Here is a 17411-nt window from a genome sequence, read left to right as displayed (position 1 = left end):
CCTTCAGGCGCTCTGACAGTCCGGTCGTTCTGGCCTCAGGGCCGGCGTCCCAGGGCACTCCGCCCTGGGACGCCGGCCTGGGACGCCGGCCTGCGTCGTCGGCCCCGGTCAGCCGTGTCCGTCAGCTGTCCTCACGGTAGGCGTGATGCAGGTCGTTCGCGAGACCGGGCTCCGCATGAGCCGCGACCTCCGCTTCACGCTTCCGCTCCTTCCAGAGCTGGATCTCGTTGATCACGACCGCGGCCAGCGGGAACAGCACCGTGAAGAACCTGCCCCAGAAGGACATGTCGTCCCGGGCCACCGCGAACACCACGGCCGCCGCCAGGATCACGAAATACAGGATGCGGAAGAACCGGTTCATACCGCCCGCACCGCCTGGGCGTTCCTGCCGGCGCTCCGTCCCGTGGCGGCCCTGCGCCCTGTCCTCATCCGATGTCCCGTCCGATGTCCCACGGTTCCCCTCTCGTCGCCTCATGCTCGATTGAGCTTCTCTGCCTTCGACAGTATCCCGGGGTGCCCTGGGACCGGGATTCCGTGCTGGTGTTGTGGAAATCCTCGAAGGCTGTCGATCCACAACTCTCCCGATCGTCTTGTAGCTGAGCCCACCAAGGGCCACCATCGAGTGAAGGAGGAGAGAACCATGCGATACACCCTGTTGCTGCATTACCCGGAGATGAGCCCTGAGGAACTCGGCCCGGAGGTCCTGGCCCAAGGTCAGGAGGCGATGCGTTCCTACGCCGCGACTCTTCAGCAGGCCGGAGTGCTCCTCGCGGCGGAGGTCCTGCAGCCTTCCCATGCGAGCACCACCGTGACCGTCCGGGACGGACAACTGCATGTCCAGGACGGGCCCTTCGCCGACACGAAGGAACAGCTCGGCGGGTACTTCGTCCTCAACGTGCCGGATCTGGATGCCGCCCTCGACTGGGCCCGCCAAGCGCCGGGAGCCCAGTGGGGCAGCGTCGAGATCCGTCCGGGAGCCACGCACACCGTGGACGGCGTGTGGGTGCCGAACAGCTGACGCCGGGTCCCCTGAGGGAGCCCGACGGCGACGCCCGGGCGGCCGCGGAACTGGCCGCCCGCGCGTCGTACGGCCGTCTGCTCGCCACCCTGGCGGCCGGCACGGGAGACCTGCTCCTCGCAGAGGACGCCTTGGCCGACGCGTTCGAGCAGGCACTGCGGCGCTGGCCTGAGGACGGCGTGCCGGCCAGTCCGGAGGGCTGGCTGCTCACCGTGGCGCGCAACCGGCAAAGGGATGAGTGGAAGTCCGCACGGCACCGTCTGAACGCCACACTGGAAGGAATCGAGGTGCCGGTGATGGATGCGGCCGATGGGGGTTTTCCGGACCAGCGCTTGTCGCTCCTGCTGACCTGCGCCCATCCGGCGATCGCGGAGGACATCCGCACTCCCCTCATGCTCCAGACCGTGCTGGGGTTCGAGGCGGCGCAGATCGGCGAGGCGTTCGCGGTCCCCGCCGCCACCATGGCGCAACGACTGGTGCGCGCCAAACGCCGGATCCGTGATGCACGGTTCCCGTTCGAGCTCCCCGGCCCCGAGCATCTGGCCTCCCGGCTGCCCTCGGTCCTGGAGGCGGTGTACGGATGCCTGTCCATTCCCGCACTGATTGGCGCCGAGAACTCCGACGAGGCCCTTCCCGCCACCCGGCCGATGGTCGCCGAGGGCCTGTATCTCGCCGAAGTGGTCGCCGGCAGTCTCGGTGACGACGCCGAGGCGTGGTCGCTCGCGGCGCTGGCGGCGTTCCTGGCATCGCGCCCCACCGGACCCGCGTACGTGCCGCTCGAAGAACAGGACACCGGCGCCTGGAACCCCACCCTGATACGCCGGGCAGGGGAATACCTGCGGAAGGCCTCGGCCCTGACCGCCGGAGCGGGAGGTTCTGGAACGCCGGGCCGCTTCCAGCTCGAAGCCGCGATCCAGGCGGTGCACGCCGATCGCGCCCGGACCGGAAGGACCGAGTGGACCGTGCTGGCCACCCTGTACGCGGCACTCATGCTGCTGGCGCCCACGCTGGGCGCCCAGGTGGCGGAAGCGGCGGTGATCAGGCGAACGGACGGCCCACTCGCGGCGCTGCGCCGCCTCGATCGGCTCTCGGCGGGGCACCCGAGGGAGTGCGAGAGATTTCAGCCCTATGCCGTCGTCCGGGCGGATGCGCTCCGCGGCGCCGGGCACCCCGAGGCCGCCGCGGAGTGCCTGGAGCACGCCCTGCGGCTGACCCGGGATGACGCCGTCCGCGACTATCTCCGGGCCCAGCTGGACGCGGTGCGCCGGTGAACCGGCGCAGTCTCAAACCGTCTCAGACCACCAGATCGAGGACGTGCTCCGTTCCGCGGAAGGTGAAGCTGTCGCCCTGGTGAAGCCCCTGGATCGCGTCGAACACGGGAGACCCGGGGGCGATGCCTTCGTAGCTCACGCCGTCGCTGTCGAAGGAACTGGAAGCCACGCCCACCACATAGTGGTCGCCGCCGTACGCCACGATGGCGCCCGGGCGCACCGTGTCCGTCACGCTCACATCGAGGGCGTCGATGGCCGCCAGGAGATCCTTCTGGTGCGCCTCAACACCTTCGAACAGCTCGACGAATTCGCCCTCCTCATCCGAATGCGAGAGGTCGTCCGGCTCGATGGGAGAACTGGTGTCGATCTCGGCCGCGGAGCGTTCCGCTGCGGCGTCGCTTCCAACGGCCCGGTTCTCCGAGAGAGCCTGCGCCCTGAGGGCTTCCTTGACTCGTTCCTTGGCGGCTGTGTCCATCGATGAACCTGCTTTCCTGTGCGATTTTTCTGTGCGATGTCGTCGCTCGTCAGCGACACTACTCTCCGCCGATGGTGTGGCTCTGGCAAGAGACGGCTCCGCCGACGTGTTGTGCGGCTGGACCGCACGAGTCCCCCGCAGATGGCCGATAGGCTGACGGGATGTTCCTCGGTCTGCTTCCTTCGTCCCCGGTCACCGTGTCCTGTCAGGACGGGGCGACGTCGGAAGCATGAGGATCTGGTCCGTGCACCCCAGCCAGTTGGACCGGGCGGGACTGGTCGCGTGCTGGCGGGAGACGCTGCTCGCCCAGGCCGTGCTGTCCGGCCGGACCCAGGGCTATCAGAACCATCCGCAGCTGGAACGGTTCCGCGCGACGGCGGAGCCACTGGCCGCCGTCGGCGCGTATCTCAGCGCGGTCCAGGCCGAGGCGACTGCTCGTGGATACCGTTTCGACGCCGACCGCATCCTTCGCCCGGGAGTCCCGGACGGCGCCATCCCTGTCACGAACGGCCAGATCGCCTATGAATGGGCCCACTTGGGCGCGAAACTCGCGCGTCGCAGCCCCGCCGACGCCGAACGGTGGGCGGCGTCCGAACCCAGGCCACATCCCCTTTTCACGGTGATCGACGGACCTGTGGAGTCGTGGGAGCGGGTGTCGTAGGGCCACGCGTCAGGCGAGCAGCTCCTCGTAGGAGCACACCGGGATGATCCCGTCCGTGGCGGCGATCAAGCGCTCGTCGGACGTCACGAGGGCGTCGGCCTGCAGGGACGCCACGGCGAGATACTCCGCCGGTCCGACGTCGTCCCAGCCGAGCTGCCGGGCGATCCTCCACGCCGTGGCGCGGCTGACGCGGTCCCCCAGCAGGCGGATCCTGAGGGTCGCGAGGCCGGTGAGCTGCGCTCTGGCGTCCTTGTCGTCCAGGAGTCCCGCCTGGGCTTCGCGATAGAGCATCGACAGCACCTCGCTGCGGAGCACGGCCGGGCCGACCAGGACCCGCCGTGCTCCGAGCGTGGGGTCCTCGGCGACGATGCGGCGGGCGGTCTCGGCGTCGATGGCGAAGCGGGAGGGCCGGAGTTCCATGGCTTCAGTACACGGCATCCCGCGCGCCAAATCCAGAGCCCCTCCGGACCCGATCGGATGGTCACCGGCCCGCCGCCCTCCGCAGCTCGACCACGTTGAGGACCACGACGAGGAGTAGCGCGCCAGCGATGCCGCAGCTCATCCCGAGCCAGCCCGCGCTGTCGAACGCCAGGCCCAGCAGCCAGCCGAGCACGGACGATCCCAGATAGAAGGCGATGTTGTACAGCGCGCTGGCCTGGCCGCGGAACGCTTCACCCGCCCTGGCGCCGACCGTGGCGACGGCCGCCGCATGGGACATGAAGTTCCCCGCGGTGAAGAGCAGCAGGCCCACGACGATCGCGGGCAGGCGGTCGACCAGCAGAACCGCCAGGCCGGCGATCATCGCGAGCACGCCGCACAGACTGGTCCACGCGAAGCCACGGCGGCTGAGCCACCGCCCGGCGAGACGGGAGGAGGCCGTCCCCGCGAAATAGGCCAGGAACACCAGAGAAGCCAGCGCCGCCGGCAGGAAGAACGGCGCCGCTTCGAGCCGGAACGTCAGAAAGTTGAACACCGCCACGAAACTGCCGGTGACCAGGAACGCCTGCAGGTACAGCACGTTCAGCCGGGCCGGCTTCAGCGCCTGGCGGATGCGGCCCGGCGTGCCGGGTGAGCGCGCACCTCCCGCGGAAGGCTGCGTGGCCCCGCCGCGCGGCCCCCGTTCCCGGGGCGCCAGCCAGAGGAACAGCACTGCGGCCACGAGGCTCAGGAGTCCCACAGCAAGCAGCGCGCTGCGCCATCCGGCCCACGCCCCGAGCGGCCCGGCCACGAGCCGCCCCAGCGCTCCCCCGACCGTGGTCCCCGAGATGTACACCGTCGCGGCGACCGCGGCCCGTGGCCCCGCCAGCTGCTCATACACATACGCGACGGCGAGCACCGGGACGCCACCGACCACGAGCCCGGTGAGGAACCGCAGCCCGAGGAGGAGTTCCAGGCCCGGCGCCACGGCCGTCGCCAATCCGAGCACCACGGTCCCCGTCACAGCGACCCGCATGCACCGCAGCCGTCCGATCCTGTCGGCGACGGCGGCCCAGAGCAGCACGCCCGCCGCGAGGCCCGTGGTGGCGGCCGAGACGCTCAGCGCCGCCGTGGAAGCACTCAGCGACAGCTCCCGGGCAATGCCCGGCAGTACCCCCTGAATCGCGTACAGCTGGGCGAACGTCGCGACGCCGGCGGCCAGGAGCGCCGCCATCATCCGGCGGTACCTGCGCTGCTCCCCGAGGTCGTCCCGGGCATCCGAACGACGGTCACCGGGGGCGGACGCGCCGGGTGTGGACGCCGCCACAACGGGTGTTTCGAAGGGTGAAAGTCTCACCCTTCCGACGGTACTCACGCAATGGGGTTATGACTAATGTCATTTCCTCCTAGACTCATCCACTATGGACATGAATCCGCATCTCGTGCGTCAGGTGCTCCCTCATCTGCCGCTCCTCGTGGAGCTGGCGCGAACGGGCTCCGTGACGGCCGCCGCCGAGGAACTCGGGGTGCCCCAGCCCTCCGCGAGCCGGTCCCTCGCCCGGCTCGGCGACCTCCTGGGAGTGCCGCTGCTCCACCGCGTGGGACGAGGGGTCCGACTGACCGAGGCCGGCGGAACCCTGGCCGAGGCGGCCGCGAGCGCCCTGGCGCGGGTGGAGGACGGCGTCGCGGCCGCACGGGCGCACGGCCTGCAGGAGGAGGCCGTGGTGTCCGTGGCGTATCAGAACGTTCTCGGCGAGACGTACGTGCCCCGGGCCATCGCGCGGCTGACGACGCGCCATCCCAAGGTGCGCTTCGAACTCAGCCACGGCTCCCGCGCCGCCTGCATCCGTCGGGTGCGGGACGGCGAGGTGGACCTCGCCGTCGTCGCGGATCCGCCGCACGCGGAGGATCTGCGCACCGTGGAGTTCTTCACCGAGCCGCTCGTGGCCGCCATGAGTCCGCAGCATCCGCTCGCCCACCGTGGCAGGCCCGTGACGGTGGACGATCTGAAGACCCAGGACCTCATCATGCTGCGTCGCGGCTACGGGCTGTATGACTCGGTGCACCGGATCCTCGGCACTCGCGGTGAACTGCCGAACGTGACCTTCGAAGTGGACGACACGCGCGACGCCCGGGGGCTCGCGGCGGCCGGGCTCGGTATCTCCGTCCTCCCGCCGGGTCGCGGGTCGGGCCTCGAGGTGGCGGAAGTACCCATCGACCATCCCGCCGCGCACCGGGTGATCGGCGTCGTGACCCCTCCGGTGAGCTCCGCCCTGGTGAACGAGTTCGTCAGCGTCTTCCGCGGTTGAGGTCGAGCCCCGAAGATTCCTGACGACAGGCCCCTGACGTGGGACGCGACACATGTCTAGACTCAGGTAAGACATGAAGGGGGCTGCATGGTCGACGAGGCACGACGTCAGGAAGCACTGGACCGGATGGGGATCCTGGACACCCCGCCCGACGAGAGGGTGGACCGTGTGGCCCGCCTTGCCAAGGAGATGTTCGGCGTCCCCATGGTCAGCGTCTCGCTCCTGGACCGGGACCGGCAATGGCGCAAATCCCAGATCGGCCTGGGCGGCGCCGAAGCCCCCCGCGAGGATTCCTTCTGCGACTACACGGTCCGCCAGGATGCCACCGTGGTCGTCGAGGACGCGAGCACGACCCCGGAGTTCGCGGAGAACCCCTTCGTCCTCGGCGACCCCCATCTGCGGTTCTACGCGGGGCACCCGTTGCACGCGCCGGGCGGCGAACCCATCGGCACCCTGTGCATCCTCGACACCACACCCCGCGAATTCGGAGAGTCCCAGAGCGCCTTGCTCCGGGATCTCGCCTTCTGGGTGCAGACCGAACTGGCCCGTGACCAGGAGCTCGACCACGCCGAGGTCATCCAGCGTTCGCTCCGTCCGCAGGGCAATCCGGAGTTGGACGGTTACACGATCGCGGCCTCGGTCTCGCCCCGCGGACGCCTGTCCGGCGATTTCTACGACGTCGCGCTTCTCGACGGGACCCTGCGCCTGACCCTGGCCGACGTCATGGGCAAGGGCACCGGGCCGGCGCTCGTCGCCGCGGGCGTCCGGGCCTCGCTGCGCACCGCTCCCGGCCGCTCGCTGGCGGAGGCGATAGCCGAAGCCGACCGGCTCGTGGAACAGGACCTCGGGGACACCGGCATGTTCGTGACCGCCGTCCACGCCGACGTGCACCCCGGCGCGGGCCGCGTGGAGCTCGTCGACGCCGGGCACGGCCTCGCCTTCATCATCCGCGCCGACGGCGGCTGGGATCACCTGCGCTCGCCCGGACTGCCGCTCGGCATGGGCCTCGGCACGGCGGAGGAACGCGAGCCCGCCGTCGCGACGCTCGCGCCCGGTGACTGCTTCGTCTGCTGCAGCGACGGCCTGCTCGACGTCCTCGACCCTCAGGACCCCTTCGGACACGTGGAACGCGTCATCCGTGACCTCGGTCCCGAAGGCGCCGCGCGGGAGGCCTCCCGTCTTGCGCATGACGAGCGCGCGAGCGATGACATCACCGTGCTGATCATCCGGAGAGACGCATGACGACGCGCTTCGTGCTCATCCGGATCCTCGCCGTCCTCTCGGTCCTCTTCGGCGTCAACTACATCGTGTGGCGCTGGCTCGCCTCCGTGGACTGGGCCGCGTGGTGGATCGCGGTGCCGCTCGTGCTCGCCGAGACGTACAGCCTGATCGACACCTTCCTCTTCGCCCTCACCATGTGGCGCGCCAAGGACCGGCCCCGCCCGCAGTCCGAACCCCAGGGCACCGCGGACGTCTTCATCACCACCTACAACGAGCCTCTCGAGCTCGTGATGGCCACGGCGCGGGCCGCGCAGCGGATCGCCTACCCTCACACCACCTGGATCCTCGACGACGGCGCCCGCCCCGAGATGGAGCAGGCCGCCGCGGAGGCCGGGATCGGCTACCTGACCCGCTCCGACGACTGGATCGGAAAGCCCCGGCACGCCAAGGCGGGCAACCTCAACAACGCGCTCTTCGAGACCGACGGCGAGTTCCTCCTGATCCTCGACGCCGACCAGGTGCCGGATCCGCTTATCCTGCACCGCACGCTGGGCTACTTCGCCGACGACCCGGAAGTCGCCCTCGTCCAGACCCCGCAGTGGTTCATCAACGTGGACGACGCCGATCCGCTCGGCAGCCAGGCGCCCCTGTTCTACGGACCGATCCAGCAGGGCAAGGACGGCTGGAACGCTGCGTTCTTCTGCGGCTCCAATGCCGTGCTGCGCCGCGAGGCACTCATGCGGCTCGGCATCGTCGGCTACGTGCAGGACGTCACGCAGTCGACCCTGAAAGCCCTGAAAGCCGCGGACACCCTGATCGGCCGGGAAGCCCGGACGGCGAACGACCCGGAGCTGAGCCGCGAACTGGGGGCGCTCCGCGCCGAAATCGTCCGCGCCCGGGAGGCCGTGCTCAGCGGAGCCCCGCTGGCCGAGGCGACCGCCACCCTGAGCGACGCCGTCGACCGTTCCGCCCAGTCCCTCCTGGCGCGTGACTTCGCCGGCATCCGCGAGGACCTGGAGGTCATCGCGAGCCTGCCGATCGAGCGGGACGCGGAACTCGATCTGCTGGTGGTCGACGAGACCCGCCTCGACCGCCTGGCCGCCGCCGAGCTGTCTCCGCTGGGAGCGGTCGAGGCCGTGCAGCGCCTGCTGGAGGCGCTGCGGATCGACCGCGGTTCCGAGGCTCAGCCGATCCTGCCGATGGCGACCATCTCGGTCACCGAGGACATGGCGACCGCGATGCAGCTGCATTCCCAGGGCTGGCGGAGCGTGTACCACCACGAGATCCTCGCCCGGGGCCTGGCGCCCGAGGATCTGCGCACGATGCTGACGCAGCGGCTCCGCTGGGCGCAGGGCACCCTCCAGGTCATGCTCAAAGACAATCCGCTGGTCAAGCGCGGCCTGTCCGGCGGGCAGCGGCTCATGTACTTCGCCACGATGTGGAGCTATCTCTCCGGCTTCGCCGCGCTGGCCTACCTCGCGGCCCCGGTCATCTATCTGGTGTTCGGCGTCCTCCCGGTGACGGCCTGGAGCGGTGACTTCTTCGCCCGGTTCCTCCCTGCGTTCATCGTCAACCAGTTGCTGTTCGTCGTGGTGGCCCGCGGTATGAAGACCTGGCGCGGCCAGCAGTATTCCCTGGCCCTCTTCCCCGTCTGGATCCGCGCCTGCTGGACCGCGGTGGCGAACGTCGCCTTCGGCCGCCCGCTGAGTTTCGCCGTGACCAAGAAGGACGGCCGGGACGCCCGGGGCATCCCGTGGCGGGAGATCTGGCCGCAGCTCACCGCGATCGCGGTGCTCGTCCTGGCCCTCGTGATCGGCGTCGTCCGCGTCATCGCGGGGACGGCGGACGGGACGGGTACGCTCGTGAACACGGCCTGGGTCTGCTACGACCTCCTGGTCCTCAGCGTCATCATCCAGGCCGCCCGGTACCGCGGGCCGGCCGCCGTCGTCGCAGCATCCGAAGAAACCGTCGCCGAAGGAGACTCATGAACCTCACCACCACCGCCCACGACGGTTTCGCGGTCGTCACCATCGACGGCCGGCTGATCGCCTCCGGAGCCCCTCTGCTGCGGCGCGCGGTGGAGGATCTGATCGGCGACGGGACCTCCCGCGTGGTCGTGGACCTGTCCCGCACCGAGTTCATCGACTCCTCCGGGCTCGGCGCGCTCATCGGCGGGCTCAAGCGGACCCGCGTGGCGGGCGGCGACCTCCGCCTCGCGGCCGTGCCGGACGCGGTGCGTTCCGTGCTGCGCCTGACGAACCTGGACCGCGTGCTCGGCGAGTACCCGACGCCGGAGACGGCGTTCGATGAGCGGTGACCACGAGCCGGTGGTCCACGAAGGCGAGGCCTCCCCCGCTTTCGTCGACGAGGTGGTCGACGCCCTCGAAACGCTCTGGCTCGGCACACCCTCCGTGCCGGCTGAGGACCGCACCCTGTTCATGCTGGCGGTCAGCGAAGTGACGACCAACATCGTCCAGCACAGTGAGCCGGGCGTGCGGGTGCACGTGCGGCTCTCCGCCGACGAGGGCCAGCTGCGGGCGGTCGTGCGGGACACCGCGCCCGCCGTCGCGCTCGACCTGGAGTCGGCGGAACTGCCCGACGCGGAGAGCGAATCGGGGCGCGGACTCGCGCTGACCCGTGCGGTCCTGGACGAGTTCCGCCATGACGGCACGGAGGACGGAAACCTGTGGACGCTGCGCCGCGCGATCGGCACGGCACCCCGCTGACCTCGTCACACAACGCCACGGCCTCCGTTTCCGCGGCCCGCTCCCCCTACCCTGGTGACGTGACTCCCACTACATTCCGCACCGCCGCCGCGAGCGCTGTCGCCGCCGCGGCCCTCGTCCTCACCCTGGGCGCCTGTTCCAGCCCGGCGCCGTCCTCGTCGGCGCCGGCTTCCGCGACGTCCACCGCCTCCGGCGCTCCGTCGGCCTCCGCTGCCGCGGACGGCCCCTGCGACGGCGTGAAAGTGATCGTGTCCTCCGGCGCGCTGAAGCAGTCCGCCGCCGACGTCGGGCCCGTCTGCGTGCCGGTCAGCGGCCCCACCGCCGCTTCGAAGGTTCTCGCGGACGCGAAGGTGGCCACGGTCGGCACCACCGCCTACCCTAAGGAACTGGTCTGCCGCGTCAACGGCGTCCCCGCCGCCGACTTCGACATCGCCCACAAGGGCGGCACCTACCGTGAGCCGTGCCAGAAGATGCCCGCCGCCTTCGCGTACTGGTCCCTCTGGGTCAAGCCGGCCACCGGGGCCTGGGCCTACGCGCAGGAGGGCCTCGCCACGCTGAAGGTCAGTCCGGGTCAGAGCCTGGAACTGCTCTTCACCGTCGACGGCGCACCGGCCGCGCCCGCGGCGTGACCTTCCGGCCCGCGCCGCTACGCGCCGGGGCGGCCCTCGCCGCCTTCTTCGTGGTGGCGCGGGTCCTCTACCGCGTCCTCTTCAACGGGGCCGACGACGGCGGGACCGTCCTCCTCAACCTCCCGGCCTTCCCGCTCCCGGCTCCGTACTCGTCGGTCACCTTCCTGGGGCCCGTCACCGGGTCCGGCCTCTGGGAAGCGGTCCTGTCGGCCCTCCCGATCGCGGCGGGCATCCTGGCCTTCGCGCTGCTCAACTCGCTGGTCGACGTGGCCCGGGGGTTCACGGTGCTCGCGCGCCGCGGCCCGTTGCGCGGGGCCGCCCGGATGCTCGTGGTGGCGTGGGCCGCGCTGCCCGCGCTGGCGGACGCGGTCCGTTCAGTGCGGCTGGCCTGCCTCCTGCGCGGTGAGCGGTTCGGGGCGCGGGCCCTCGTCCCGGTCCTGGAACGCACTCTCGAGCACGCGAGCCGCGTGGCCGCCGCGCTGGAACTGCGCGGCTTCGCCGGGGCCGGACTGCCGGCGGCGGCCTCCCCTGCGGCGAGCGGCCGTGCGGAAGGCGCCGGCCCTGCCGAGCCCCTCCTCGTCGAGCCCGTCGTGGCCGAGAACGCCACCTTCGGCATCGGCGGCACGACGATCACCGTCCACGCCTTCACGCCCGCGCCCGGGACGCTGACCGTGCTTACGGGCCCCACCGGCTCCGGCAAATCGACGGTGCTGCGCGGCCTGGCCGGGCTGCTGTCCCACGTCGACGGCGGCACCCTTGAGGGCACCGTGCGCGTCGCCGGCATCGACCGTGCGAGCGTCCCGCCCCGCGACACCGCAGGCCTCGTGGGCGTGGTGCTCCAGAATCCTCGCGCCGCGTTCGCCACCACACGAGTCCGCGACGAGATCGCCCTCGCCCTGGAACTGCGCGGCGTCCACGGCCCGGTCGCCCGCGCTCGGGTGCAGGACGTCGCGGCGGCCGTCGGCGTCGAAGTGCTCCTGGACCGCGATCTGACGAACTTGTCCGCGGGTGAAGCGACCCTCGTGGCCATCGCGGCCGCCGTCGTGCAGGAACCGATGCTGCTGCTCGTGGACGAACCGCTCGCCGACCTGGACACCTCCGCGCGGCGCCGCGTCGTCACCGTGCTCGGCGACCTCGCCCACCGCCACGGGGTGTGCGTCCTGGTCGCGGAACATCGCGCCGGGGCGCTGGTCTCCGTGGCCGACACCTGGTGGGCCCTCGACGGCGGCGTGCTGGCGCCGGGCGCCTCTCCCCTGATGACCCGGGCGGAGGACGCCGTCCCGTTCGGGGACGCGACCGGCCCGGTCCCCGGGCCCGACGGCGAGCCCGTCCTCACAGCGACCGGCCTGTCCCTCACACGGCACGGGAAGACCCTGCTCCGCGACGCGTCGCTGGACCTGCACCGGGGTCACATCACGGCGCTGGTCGGGCCCAATGGCGCCGGGAAGTCGTCGCTTCTCGTGGCCCTGGCGCTCTTCGGGAAGCACCGCGACAAGGAACTCCGCGGCACGGTGGCCGGCAGCGGCGTCCGGATCGCTCTCGTGCCCGACGCCTCCGACGACCTCTTCACCCGTGACACCGTCGGCGCCGAACTCCGGGCCGCGGCGCGGCGTGCACCCGGCGACATCACCGAGAGCGACGCCTGGGACCGGTTCCGGCTGCTGCGCGCGGGCGGCCGGATCCCCGACGCCGGCGAGCACCCCCGCGATCTCTCCGCCGGCGAGCGCCGCATCCTCGCCCTCACCCTGCAGAGTCTCGGCGAGCCCGGGGTCCTCGTGATCGACGAACCGACCCGCGGCCTGGATCCCGCGGCCCGGGAAGCGGTCGGCAGAGCACTGGAAGCCGCCGCCGGCACGGGCGCCGCGGTGCTCCTCGCGACCCACGACCGCGACTTCGCCCACGGGCTCGGCGCCCGGATCCTGCCGATGCGCGACGGCGTCACGCCGGTTCCGGGTGACGGTGCGGAGAGCGGGGATGAAGGCGGTGACGACGAGGCCCGAGTCGCGGGAACCGCGGGGCCGTCGACGACCAACCAGCTCTGGGCCCACCCCCTCCCGCCCGCCTCACGGCCCATCGGAGCCCGCCGGGGCACTCAGCGGACCCGGCGCACGTGGCGACCTCGGCGACCCCACCTCCCCCGCGGCGCCGAGGCCGTCACCCTGCTCCTGGCGAATCTTCTGGCGTTCGCCGCCTTCTGCTGGCCCCTGGTGGCGACGGCGCTGCCCGAGGACGCCGCTGCGGCGACCCCGTACGCGGCCCTGGCGATCGCGCCGCTGGCCGCGATCGCCGTCGTGATCTGCCTGGACGGCTCGGTCCGGTCGGCGCACACTGTGGCCCTGCTGGGGGTGCTGGCCGCGGTCGGGTCGGCGGTCCGCGTGGCGAGCACGGGGGTCGGCGGGGTCGAGGCCGTGTTCATCCTGCTGATCCTGGCCGGCCGGGCCTACGGCGCGCGGTTCGGGCTGCTGCTCGGCGCCGCGACGATCGCCCTGTCGAGCGCGGTGTGGGGCGGGATCGGCCCGTGGACGCCGTTCCAGATCTTCGCGTGCGCGTGGGTCGGGGCGGGCGCGGGTCTGCTCCCCCGGCGGGTCCGAGGGGTCGCGGAGCTGTGGATGCTCGGCCTGTACGGTGTGGTGGCGTCCTACCTCTTCGGCCTGCTGACGAATCTGTGGTTCTGGCCGTTCGCGGTGGGCGCCGGCACGGGCATCTCGTACCTGCCGGGCGCGCCGCTGCTCGACAACCTCCGCAGCTTCCTGCTTTACTCCCTGCTGACCTCGACGGCGGGCTGGGACACCCTGCGAGCCGTCACCACGGTGGTGGGGATCGCCGTCGTGGGCCGGGCGGTGCTCGCCGCGCTCCGGCGCGCGAAACCCGTCACGGCACCCGCGCCCCGCCCCGGCTTCCGCCGCGGCACGGCGTCCGAGGACCGGGCCAGGCGGTTGAGCCTCACACCTTGAAGTACTTCGCCTCCGGGTGGTGGAACACGAACGCGTCCGTGGACTGCTCGGGGTGCAGCATGAGCTCATCGCTCAGGATCACGCCCATGCGTTCGGCGTGCAGGAGCTCCATCACCTTGCGACGGTCCTCCATGTCCGGGCAGGCCGGGTAACCGAGCGAGAAGCGCGCGCCGCGGTAGTCCAGCTTGAACAGGCCCTCCTTGTCGGCCGGCTCCTCCGAGGCGAAGCCCAGCTCCTCCCGGATCCGGGAGTGCCAGAACTCGGCCAGCGCCTCGGTGAGCTGCATGACCAGGCCGTGAACCTCGTAGTAGTCGCGGTACTGGTTCGCGGCGAACATCTTGGCCGTGAACTCGTCGATCTTCGCGCCGGCCGTGACGAGCTGCACGGGCAGCACGTCCACCTGACCGGACTCCCGGGAACGTACGAAGTCCGCCAGACACAGGTGCCGGTCCCGACGCTGCCGGGGGAAGTCGAAGCGCAGGCGCTCGGTGCCGATCGGCGCGCCGGAGCCGCCGTCGGGGGCCAGCAATCCGGGCACGCCCAGCACGCCGTCGGGGTCCTCGCCGTGATGCAGCACGACCACCTGGTTCCCCTCGGCGACCACCGGGAAGTACCCGTAGGCGATGGACGGGTCGATCATGCCCTCCGCCAGGATCCGGTCCAGCCAGTAGCGCAGGCGCGGACGTCCCTCGCGCTCCACGAGTTCCTCGTAGCTGGCGCCGCCTTCGCCGCGGCCGGGTTTGAGGCCCCACTGCCCCATGAAGGTGGCGCGCTCGTCGAGGAAGGCCGCGAAGTCCGCGAGCGCGACGCCGCGCACGATCCGGGTGCCCCAGAACGGCGGGGCGGGCACCGCGTTGTCCGTCGCGACGTCGGATCGTCCCGGCATGGCGTCCGGCTCGGTGAGGGTGAGCCCGCCGCCCGTCCGGTGGATCCGCTTCTTCAGCGCCGGAAGGCCGACGGCCTCCGGATCCTCACCGCGGGCGACCCGCACGAGCGGCTCCATGAGGGCCAGCCCCTCGAACGCGTCCTTGGCGTACCGGACCTGACCTTCGAACATCCCGGCCAGATCGTCCTCGACATAGGTGCGGGTCAGCGCCGCGCCGCCCAGGATGATGGGCCACTTCTTCGCCAGGCCCCGCGACTGGAGCTCCTCGAGGTTCTCCTTCATGACCACGGTCGACTTCACGAGCAGGCCGGACATGCCGATCACGTCGGCGTCGTGTTCCTCGGCGGCGGCGATGATGTCCGCGATGGGTTGCTTGATGCCGAGGTTGATGACCTTGTAGCCGTTGTTGGTGAGGATGATGTCCACCAGGTTCTTGCCGATGTCGTGCACATCGCCGCGCACGGTCGCGATCACCATGGTGCCCTTGCCGGACGCGTCGGACTTCTCCATGTGCGGTTCCAGGAGGGCGACCGCGTTCTTCATGACCTCGGCGGACTGGAGCACGAACGGCAGCTGCATCTCGCCCGCGCCGAACCGCTCGCCGACCACCTTCATGCCTTCCAGGAGGTGGTCGTTGATGATGCCGAGCGGGGTCATGCCCTCGGCCCGGGCCAGGTCGAGGTCAGCCTCGAGACCCTTGCCCTCGCCGTCGATGATGCGGCGCTGGAGCCGTTCGCCCGTGGGCAGTGCGGCGAGTTCCGCGGCACGCTGGTCACGCAGCGCCGCGGTGTCGACGCCGGCGAACAGGTCCAGCATCGTCGCGAGCGGGTCGTACGTGACGTTGCCGTCGGCGTCGTATTCGCGGCGGTCCCACACGAGATCCAGCGCGACTTTGCGCTGCTCCTCCGGGAGGGACGCGAGCGGGACGATCTTGGCGGCGTCGATGATGCCGCTGGAGAGACCTGCCTGGACGGCCTCGTGGAGGAACACCGAGTTCAGGACCATGCGCGCGGCCGGGTTGAGGCCGAAGGAGACATTGGAGACGCCGAGGGTCGTGTGGATGCCGGGGTATTTTGCCGTGATCTGGCGGATCGCCTCGATGGTCTCGATGCCGTCGCGGCGGGTCTCCTCCTGGCCCGTGGCGATGGGGAAGGTGAGGGCGTCGACGATGATGTCCTCGACCTTCATGCCCCATTCGCCGACGAGCGAATCCACGAGGCGCGAGGCGATCGCGACCTTGCCCTCGGTGGTGCGGGCCTGGCCCTCCTCGTCGATGGTGAGGGCGATGACGGCCGTGCCGTGCTCCTTCACGAGCGGCATGATCCGGGCGAAGCGGCTCTCCGGCCCGTCGCCGTCCTCGTAGTTGACGGAGTTGACGACGGGGCGGCCGCCGATCAGTTCCAGCCCCGCCTTCAGCACGGGCGGTTCCGTCGAGTCGATGACGAGCGGGAGGGTGGAGGCCGAGGCGAAACGGGACACGACCTGCTGGATGTCCGCCACGCCGTCGCGCCCCACATAGTCCACGCAGACGTCCAGGAGGTGCGCGCCCACGCGGATCTGCTCCCGCGCGATGTCCACGCAGTCGTCCCAGCGCTCCTCCAGCATGGCCTGACGGAAGGCCTTGGAGCCGTTGGCGTTGGTGCGCTCCCCGATCGCCAGATAGGAGGAGTCCTGGTCGAAGGAGACGTGCTGGTACAGCGAGGCGATGCCGGCGTCCTGCTCGCTCGGCGTGCGTCCCCCCGCGCCGGGCTTCCGGAAGGGTGCCAGACGTTCGACGACGGCGGCCAGGTGCTCCGGCGTCGTGCCGCAGCAGCCGCCCACCAGGCCCAGGCCGAACTCGCGCACGAACTGCTCGTGGGCCGTGGCCAGCTCGGCAGGGGTGAGCGGATAGTGTGCCCCGTTGGCGCCCAGGACCGGCAGGCCGGCGTTGGGCATGCAGGCGATCGCCACGGTGGACTGCTTGGAGAGGTGGCGCAGGTGCTCGCTCATCTCCTCCGGACCGGTGGCGCAGTTGAGGCCGATCGCGTCGACGCCGAGCGGTTCCAGCGCGGTGAGGGCGGCGCCGATCTCGGATCCCATGAGCATAGTGCCCGTGGTCTCGACCGTCACCTCGACGAAGATCGGGAGGCGGACGCCGCGGTTCACGATCGCCTGCTTGCACCCGTTGACCGCGGACTTCGTCTGGAGCAGGTCCTGACTCGTCTCGATCAGGAACGCGTCCGCGCCGCCGTCGATGAGTCCCTCCGCCTGCAGCGCGAAGGTCTGCTTGAGGTGGTCGTAGCTGGTGTGGCCGAGGCTCGGGAGCTTCGTGCCGGGGCCCATCGAGCCGAGGACCCAGCGCATCCGGCCGTCCTGTGCCTCCGCCGCCTCGGCGCGTTCGCGGGCGATCGCCGCGCCCTTGCGGGCCAGTTCCTCGATCCGGTCATCGATGCCGTAGTCCGAGAGGTTCGACCAGTTCGCGCCGAAGGTGTTGGTTTCCACCGCGTCGATGCCCACCGCGAAGTAGGCGTCGTGGATGTCCGCGATGACGTCCGGGCGGGTGTCGTTGAGGATCTCGTTGCAACCCTCGAGGCCCTGGAAATCGGTGTCGAGGGACAGCTCGCGGCCCTGCAGCATGGTGCCCATGGCCCCGTCCGCGATGACCACCCGCTGGTTCACGGCGTCCAGGAGCGCCTGGGCTCGGGCGGGGCGGGGCACGGAGTCGATGTCGAGCGCGAAACGAGGCATGGCACCAGACTACGGGCGCGCGGAGTCACGCCTGCTTGTGTTTCCGACTGCTACGGCGGGCCGGTTTTTCGCTTGCGTGCTCAGTAGTTGCGGGTCAGGACGCCGAGGACCCGCAAC

General features: G+C 71.0%; 15 protein-coding genes. 10 read left to right on the top strand and 5 right to left on the bottom strand.

Annotation, left to right across the window (positions count from 1 at the left end; genetic code table 11):
• Positions 1 to 121: 121 nt before the first annotated feature.
• Positions 122 to 361: a hypothetical protein gene (locus tag P9849_RS06320; protein ID WP_278268793.1), complete on the bottom strand. Its 240-nt coding sequence runs from the start codon at positions 359 to 361 to the stop codon at positions 122 to 124.
• A gap of 279 nt (positions 362 to 640) precedes the next feature.
• Here P9849_RS06320 and P9849_RS06315 point away from each other — a divergent pair, with 279 nt between their 5' ends.
• Positions 641 to 1018, top strand: coding sequence for a YciI family protein (locus P9849_RS06315; RefSeq protein WP_278268792.1), 378 nt, complete (start codon positions 641 to 643; stop codon positions 1016 to 1018).
• Positions 1000 to 2289 (top strand): DUF6596 domain-containing protein, encoded by a 1290-nt coding sequence (locus P9849_RS06310; protein WP_278268791.1) that lies wholly within the window; start codon positions 1000 to 1002, stop codon positions 2287 to 2289. Before P9849_RS06315 ends, P9849_RS06310 begins: the two co-directional genes overlap by 19 nt.
• Before the next feature lie 22 nt (positions 2290 to 2311).
• Here P9849_RS06310 and P9849_RS06305 read toward each other — a convergent pair whose 3' ends face one another.
• Positions 2312 to 2764, bottom strand: coding sequence for a hypothetical protein (locus P9849_RS06305; protein ID WP_278268790.1), 453 nt, complete (start codon positions 2762 to 2764; stop codon positions 2312 to 2314).
• A 229-nt stretch (positions 2765 to 2993) separates the two neighbouring features.
• Between P9849_RS06305 and P9849_RS06300 the strand changes: the two genes are divergently transcribed.
• Positions 2994 to 3425 carry a pyrimidine dimer DNA glycosylase/endonuclease V gene (locus tag P9849_RS06300; protein WP_278268789.1) on the top strand — a complete coding sequence of 144 codons (432 nt, stop codon included), beginning with the start codon at positions 2994 to 2996 and terminating at the stop codon, positions 3423 to 3425.
• A 9-nt stretch (positions 3426 to 3434) separates the two neighbouring features.
• Here the strand turns inward: P9849_RS06300 and P9849_RS06295 are convergent, their stop codons facing one another.
• Positions 3435 to 3845, bottom strand: a complete 411-nt coding sequence (locus P9849_RS06295) for a hypothetical protein (protein ID WP_278268788.1) — start codon at positions 3843 to 3845, stop codon at positions 3435 to 3437.
• A 61-nt stretch (positions 3846 to 3906) separates the two neighbouring features.
• Entirely contained in the window at positions 3907 to 5199 is a 1293-nt protein-coding gene (locus P9849_RS06290) for an MFS transporter (RefSeq protein ID WP_278268787.1), read from the bottom strand.
• A gap of 70 nt (positions 5200 to 5269) precedes the next feature.
• Between P9849_RS06290 and P9849_RS06285 the strand changes: the two genes are divergently transcribed.
• The 7 genes from P9849_RS06285 to P9849_RS06255 all read left to right on the top strand — a co-directional run bounded on the left by P9849_RS06285 (position 5270) and on the right by P9849_RS06255 (position 13681).
• Positions 5270 to 6151: a LysR family transcriptional regulator gene (locus P9849_RS06285; RefSeq protein WP_278268786.1), complete on the top strand. Its 882-nt coding sequence runs from the start codon at positions 5270 to 5272 to the stop codon at positions 6149 to 6151.
• Positions 6152 to 6238: 87 nt separating this feature from the next.
• Complete coding sequence (locus P9849_RS06280; protein WP_278268785.1) at positions 6239 to 7393, top strand: GAF domain-containing SpoIIE family protein phosphatase; 1155 nt, start codon at positions 6239 to 6241, stop codon at positions 7391 to 7393.
• Positions 7390 to 9360 carry a glycosyltransferase gene (locus P9849_RS06275; protein ID WP_278268784.1) on the top strand — a complete coding sequence of 657 codons (1971 nt, stop codon included), beginning with the start codon at positions 7390 to 7392 and terminating at the stop codon, positions 9358 to 9360. The genes P9849_RS06280 and P9849_RS06275 overlap by 4 nt, the downstream gene beginning before the upstream one ends.
• Positions 9357 to 9689, top strand: a complete 333-nt coding sequence (locus tag P9849_RS06270) for an STAS domain-containing protein (protein WP_066215631.1) — start codon at positions 9357 to 9359, stop codon at positions 9687 to 9689. The genes P9849_RS06275 and P9849_RS06270 overlap by 4 nt, the downstream gene beginning before the upstream one ends.
• Positions 9679 to 10098: an ATP-binding protein gene (locus P9849_RS06265; RefSeq protein WP_278268783.1), complete on the top strand. Its 420-nt coding sequence runs from the start codon at positions 9679 to 9681 to the stop codon at positions 10096 to 10098. Before P9849_RS06270 ends, P9849_RS06265 begins: the two co-directional genes overlap by 11 nt.
• A 59-nt stretch (positions 10099 to 10157) precedes the next feature.
• Complete coding sequence (locus P9849_RS06260; RefSeq protein WP_278268782.1) at positions 10158 to 10727, top strand: hypothetical protein; 570 nt, start codon at positions 10158 to 10160, stop codon at positions 10725 to 10727.
• Positions 10724 to 13681 carry an ATP-binding cassette domain-containing protein gene (locus P9849_RS06255; protein ID WP_278268781.1) on the top strand — a complete coding sequence of 986 codons (2958 nt, stop codon included), beginning with the start codon at positions 10724 to 10726 and terminating at the stop codon, positions 13679 to 13681. Before P9849_RS06260 ends, P9849_RS06255 begins: the two co-directional genes overlap by 4 nt.
• Here P9849_RS06255 and metH read toward each other — a convergent pair.
• A complete protein-coding gene (metH, locus tag P9849_RS06250; RefSeq protein ID WP_278268780.1) occupies positions 13671 to 17294 on the bottom strand; it encodes a methionine synthase in 3624 nt (1207 codons plus the stop codon). The two genes, P9849_RS06255 and metH, sit on opposite strands and share 11 nt — an antisense overlap.
• Between the last annotated feature and the right edge of the window lie 117 nt (positions 17295 to 17411).

It is taken from the genome of Arthrobacter sp. Y-9 (genome assembly GCF_029690065.1).
GTDB lineage: Bacteria > Actinomycetota > Actinomycetes > Actinomycetales > Micrococcaceae > Arthrobacter_E.
This window is presented reverse-complemented; position numbering and strand designations above follow the sequence as displayed.